Source organism: Rhizobium sp. PEPV16, from assembly GCF_008919455.1.
In the GTDB taxonomy this organism is placed as follows: Bacteria; Pseudomonadota; Alphaproteobacteria; order Rhizobiales; family Rhizobiaceae; genus Rhizobium; species Rhizobium leguminosarum_Q.
Genome location: NZ_VSZV01000345.1, coordinates 1 through 5,031, shown reverse-complemented (window position 1 = coordinate 5,031; position 5,031 = coordinate 1). Strand labels below are relative to the sequence as shown.

Annotated in this window: 7 protein-coding genes and 1 pseudogene; 5 read left to right on the top strand and 3 right to left on the bottom strand. The window is 60.6% G+C overall.

All coding sequences use genetic code 11. The features are described from left to right. From FY112_RS27895 to FY112_RS27870, 5 genes and pseudogenes are all read left to right on the top strand, one after another. Positions 1 to 209 (top strand): DUF736 family protein (locus FY112_RS27895; RefSeq protein WP_246700762.1); only part of this gene is annotated, 209 nt, incomplete at its 5' end. 338 nt (positions 210 to 547) lie between these two features. Continuing rightward, a complete protein-coding gene (locus FY112_RS36955; protein WP_181018289.1) occupies positions 548 to 715 on the top strand; it encodes a hypothetical protein in 168 nt (55 codons plus the stop codon). A 320-nt stretch (positions 716 to 1,035) separates the two neighbouring features. Continuing rightward, positions 1,036 to 1,512 carry a hypothetical protein gene (locus tag FY112_RS27880; protein ID WP_151519784.1) on the top strand — a complete coding sequence of 159 codons (477 nt, stop codon included), beginning with the start codon at positions 1,036 to 1,038 and terminating at the stop codon, positions 1,510 to 1,512. Between the two features lie 127 nt (positions 1,513 to 1,639). Continuing rightward, the gene (locus tag FY112_RS27875) at positions 1,640 to 1,906 is read left to right on the top strand and encodes a type II toxin-antitoxin system prevent-host-death family antitoxin (protein ID WP_151519783.1); all 267 of its coding nucleotides are present in this window, start codon (positions 1,640 to 1,642) and stop codon (positions 1,904 to 1,906) included. Next, a pseudogene (locus FY112_RS27870) lies at positions 1,906 to 2,318 on the top strand (hypothetical protein). The gene FY112_RS27875 and the pseudogene FY112_RS27870 overlap by 1 nt, the downstream one beginning before the upstream one ends. 202 nt (positions 2,319 to 2,520) lie before the next feature. Here the strand turns inward: FY112_RS27870 and traG are convergent. Genes traG through FY112_RS27855 form a run of 3 tightly spaced genes read right to left on the bottom strand, consistent with a single transcriptional unit; the run spans position 2,521 to position 4,947 of the window. Next, positions 2,521 to 4,440, bottom strand: coding sequence for a Ti-type conjugative transfer system protein TraG (gene traG, locus FY112_RS27865; protein ID WP_151519781.1), 1,920 nt, complete (start codon positions 4,438 to 4,440; stop codon positions 2,521 to 2,523). After that, complete coding sequence (locus FY112_RS27860) at positions 4,431 to 4,670, bottom strand: conjugal transfer protein TraD (protein WP_151519780.1); 240 nt, start codon at positions 4,668 to 4,670, stop codon at positions 4,431 to 4,433. The genes traG and FY112_RS27860 overlap by 10 nt, the downstream gene beginning before the upstream one ends. After that, on the bottom strand, positions 4,660 to 4,947 hold the full coding sequence (locus FY112_RS27855; protein ID WP_151519822.1) for a TraC family protein: 288 nt from the start codon (positions 4,945 to 4,947) through the stop codon (positions 4,660 to 4,662). The genes FY112_RS27860 and FY112_RS27855 overlap by 11 nt, the downstream gene beginning before the upstream one ends. Positions 4,948 to 5,031: the final 84 nt, after the last annotated feature.

Below are 5,031 nucleotides of genomic sequence, written 5' to 3'. Positions count from 1 at the left end.
GCGAGGAAGCTCCCGACTACCGCATCATCCACCGCAAGACCGGCTTTGAGATCGGCGCGGGCTGGAACCGCATCGCCCGCCTGACCGGAGAGGAATATCTCGCGGTGAAGCTGGAGGCTCCGGAGATCGGCGTGATCTTCGGCAATCTCGCACCGGCGCCCGGCGGCGAGCCGAACCGCAAGGTGATCCTCTGGAACAACCCGAACTGAACGACAGCCGCCGGCCTCGAGCGATCGAGGCCGACTTCCGGAATGTCTCTGCCGCAAGCCTGTTGTTATTCGAGCCGTCAAGGGCGTCGAGCCCATTGACGGCTCTTCTGGTGCCATAGGGAGAGGGAAGGTCTGCTCAGTCCGTCCGAGGGTGCCATGGCGGCATGAAGGCTTCAAGGATGAGCGGTGCCCCCAATTTTACCGCCGCTCCGGTCCCCTCCACTTCGACAAAATCGGCTCCCCCACTCCCCGGCTCCGCCGGTTGCTTCGCAATCCTTGACCCCTGCATCCCGCCATGGCCGCGGCCGTCGTCTTTCACAAACGTCAAGGAGACGACAATGACCACTTGCATCGACGAAGTCATCGCGCTGCTGCGGGCCGAGCTGCGGAACGCCGATACAGCCGAGCGTCGCCAGATCGAGAACGCACTCGAACTGGCGCTGGCCGAACGTGAGGTGATCTGGGCCGAGCAGGACGGCCGCATCGACGCTGAGCCTCCGTTCTGACGGAGGCTTATCGCCGTGTCCGTGAGCCAGGCCGGCCGGATCGACCGGCCCGCCAGGCTATCAGGGGTTTCACCCCTCGACGCTCCCCCGCCGGCTGACGCCGGAAACGGTCGCGTCCCCTTTGGGGCCGCGGGTCTCTTCTCTCTCTGACGTCCTATTTTACTCCAGCAAATCCGGCGTCAAGGACGGCGCGGTCTCCCCCAATTTTGCCGCAAGCGACAAAATCGGTTCCCCCGCTTGCGAGCCGCGTTCCGCGGTCCTTGACCCCTCTTTGCAAAGGAGTGGCCGATCTCCGTCATCAAGATGAAGGAGATCACATTATGACATCCGACCAGAACCTCATGCTCTGCACCAAGCTTGCCGGTTTCCGGCTCCTCGTCCTCGCAAATCGCTTCGGCTGCGATACCAACTTCTCGCGAGAGCTTCACGACCGCCTGATTGAAGGACTCGAGGCGGCAATCGCTCGAATCCGCGTCATCATGGAATCGCAACGAAACCTTCTGGGTGGCGATGACGAATTCATTGCCTATCAGCTGCAGGGCGAGAGGGAGATATTCGGGCGCTTCACAATCACTCTGCTGGACGACCTCGAAATCGATTTCGACACCCACGAATACCGCATCAAGGGCAGCGATTGGATCAACGCTTTGACGGCGGATGACGGTGGGGTCGAGGTCGCCTATCCGGAGCTGGTCGCGCTGACCGAGCAGGAGCTCGGCTCGCTGTCGTCGATCGTAAAGCAAATCACGGAGGAAACTGGAATTCCGGTTCAAGCTGTGCGCGCCGTTCAATCCTAGTGGTAAAGACGCTCGGATGCAGAGAGGCGGCGGACGTCGCCGCCTCTTACTGGCGATGCTCAGGCACTGTAAGCAAAGTTGCAGCATTGTTGTAAATCACAACAAATACAGCAAAAAGGAAACCCATATGCCTAAATCAAGCGGTTCCTATTCAACCAGCGATCTATCGCGTAAATCTGGCGATATCATCGCCGAGGCCCTGTGCCATCCAGTGACCATCACCCAGCGGAATAAGCCCCGGCTGGTTCTCCTGAATATCGAAGACTACCAGCGGCTGGTGAAGCAATCGGACCGGCGCACCGTCGGGATCATCGAAACGATGCCCGATGAACTGTTTGCCGAGTTCGAAAACGCCGTCGAGGCCTACGCCGGCGAGGACGAGGCAGGCCGCTGATGAACTACGAGCTGATCCAGACCGCAAGCGTCATTCGCTTTCCTTACCTATGGCCCGAGAGGCTGGGCGTGGCGAGACGGAAGGACGCAAGGAGCGGCCGGTTGCTGTGGGCGTGAGAATGCCGCGGCCGGATGGTGATCTGGTTCTCTTCTTTCCGATCACCACCAAGCAGCCGGAAGCATCGCGGTTTGCCGTGAAAGTGCCGGCGATCGAAAAGCGCCGCGTCGGTCTCGATGCCGATAGCAGGCTTTGGATCATCTTCGAAGAGTTCAATACCGACATCGTTGGAAACTCATTCTATCTTGAGCCCGAGCCACCAACCGGCCGCTTCAGCAAGGCTTTCTTCCCGCCGCTGCTGCGCGAAGCCATTAGTCTCCGCAAGTCGGCCACGGAGGTCAGCCGATTCCGCTGACCTTTGGCTCGTGATAGCCTCGTTACCGCTTGGCCTGCTGCAGCTGTCGCAAATAGTCTCCCCCGCTCCGCGCGTCGAAGTTTCGATCTTGTCTTGCCCGTTGGGGCCGATCCGGCCGGATACGCATGGGCGATACCTTCCTCTGTCGTCGGCGGTATCGATAAAGGCTTCGGCAAGGACGAGGTGCGGGATCAACCGTCACTCACGGCACCGGTTTGACGAAACGGTTCGCCTTGGCTGCCGCGTTCATGTCCTTTCGCCGGAAATAGATCGCCCGGCCGCAGCGGATCGGGCTATGGCCCTGCACGATGATGATCTGCTCGTCCTTGCGCATCGACTGGGTGATCTCGTGCGGCATGATCAGCGGCCGGCGCTGGAAATTGACGCTCTCGGACTTGCGCGTGCCGCCGTTTTTCGTATCCCAGCCGATGTTGCGGGATCGGCCCTGAACTTCGACGGTCATTTCCCCGCATTGGGCAGAGACGTTCCGGGCGGTATCAAGCGCCTTGATCGCAGCGTAGCTGGCAAAGGCGCAGCCATCGATCCATGACGTCGCGCCATCCTTCCCGAAGTGCCGCTCCAGTTGTCCGACCGATTGGTAGAGCAGCATCATGCTGATCCCGTACTTGCGGCCGCGGTCGCGCGCCTCCTCCAGCACGCGCATGTAGCCGAGCAGATCGACCTCATCCAGCATGAAGAGTGCCCGGCGGCTGAAGCCGCCGTCGGCCTGGACCATGGCGTTGATCAGAGAGCCGATGATAACGCGCCCGATGCCCGGATAGGAGCGCAGGATCGACGCCGGGATATTGAGGAAGACGTCCGTCCCACCAGTGACGATATCGCTCGACCTGAAGGCATTGCTGCAGACGAGCGCGGCGTAACTGTCCAATGAGAGCCATTGCGTATCCTTCGACGCCGTCGAATAGACCCCCGAAAAGGTCTGCTCGGTCATGTTGGTGAAGACGCCGAGCGTTTCGCGGATGAAGGCACTTCCCGAGTGTTCCTGAATGTCGCGCAGCATCGCGAGGACGGAGGGTTCCGGCTCGGAAACGATTTCGCGCAGGCTGCGCAGGTTGCGCCGACCGGCATATTCCGGCGATAGCATGACATGGGCAAGCAGGCCGGTCAGGAGATTGTGCGCCTGGTTCTGGAAATAGGAGCCTGTCGAGGATTCAAAACGCAGGCTTTCGGACAGAAGCATGTGGGCGATGCCGACGATATCCTCCTCTTTTCGCTTCGAGTGCTCGATGCCATCGAGCACATTGAAGCCCATGATCGGGTTTGCCGGATCGAGCACCATGACCTCGCGCCCGAGAACGCGGGTGCGATGCTCAACCACCATCGGTGCGACTTCGGTGGAAGGATCGAGGCAGATCAGCGGGCCGATGTAGCGCAGCGCGGTCGGCAGGACATTGCTGGTCGTCTTGTATCCGCCAGATCCGGCGAAGAAGAGCATATGGGTGGAATCGAAGTCTTGGCTGTAGGTGAGCAGTGGCGCCTTGCCGCCCTGTCCCCATGTGCTGCGATCCCTCGGATCGAAGGGCAACTCGTGAACGGTCTCTTTATCGACGCGGTAACGCTCGCCGACGACGATCTCGCCGTCGGGCGGAAAGAGTTTTGCCGCCGCCGACATCGAAAGCCAATCGGCATCGCCGAAGGTTCCGCCCTTCGCCCGTTTGACCTGTTCGGGCGCGACGACGGAGATGCGCGCCGCCACTGCCGTCACCATGAACCCCGCCAGGGCGCCGATGATGGCAACGATATCCAGGTAGGAAAGCGCGCGATCCCATGTGACCGCGCCACGTTTCACCGCTGGCGCGAGACGCCCATACTCCCGCAAAGCATAGAAGCCGGCGATGGCGAGAAAGCACAAGAGGCTGCCTATCGCGATCGGCCGCCGGCGATGCAGCGGCAACACCCAGACGGTCAGAAGCCCGGCGAGCGGTCCGAACAAAAGCGCCGGCACCGGTGCGACTCGCAGGAACCAATACTCCGTCTTGCCCGACAGGCCGTGGGCCAGTGCCGACCATCGCCAGCCAGTGACATAGACGGTCACGGCGGTGACCGCGACCGGCACAAGAACGAGCAGCAGGCTCGGATGCAATCGGCCCTTCAGCGCCATCCGGAGTTCTCCTCTATGCCCAGCGAGAGAGGATCGCGCGAAGAGGCCTTAAACGCCTCTTCGCCAATGTCGCGCAGCCGCTGATGCTCGGGCGAGCCCGGTATCACGTTTGCCAGTTCGATCAGGCCGCCGAGCAGGAACGCCCGGTCGGCCTTCGACAGCCCGGCTTTGACGACGATAGCGCCGAGCAGAAATTTTTCGCGCGCTTGCCTCTTCCGGTCAGCCGTCATGTGAAACCTCCGACGGCGCTCCAGTCCCACTATCTGATGGTCGACGTGTTTGAGGAGGTGTGCCACCAGGCCCTTTCTTTTCATCTTTGCGAAATCGCGCAGAGATCTCTTCGAAGATCCGGTCGATCTCCACGTCGGCAATCTCCATTTCCGCCAGCCCCGACTTCGTCGCAGCGCGGGCAAACCGCTCGGCGGATTTAACGATCAAACTTCTCCTGCGTTCTCTGAGCTTCTCGATCTGGGCATCGAGGTCGGAAATCGATGATTTGCCGGCCACCGTTGGAAACTCCTTTTCTGAAAACATCCTCAACGCCAATTATACTATCTAGAATAAGATAGTTAAATAGGCTATTTTGCACCG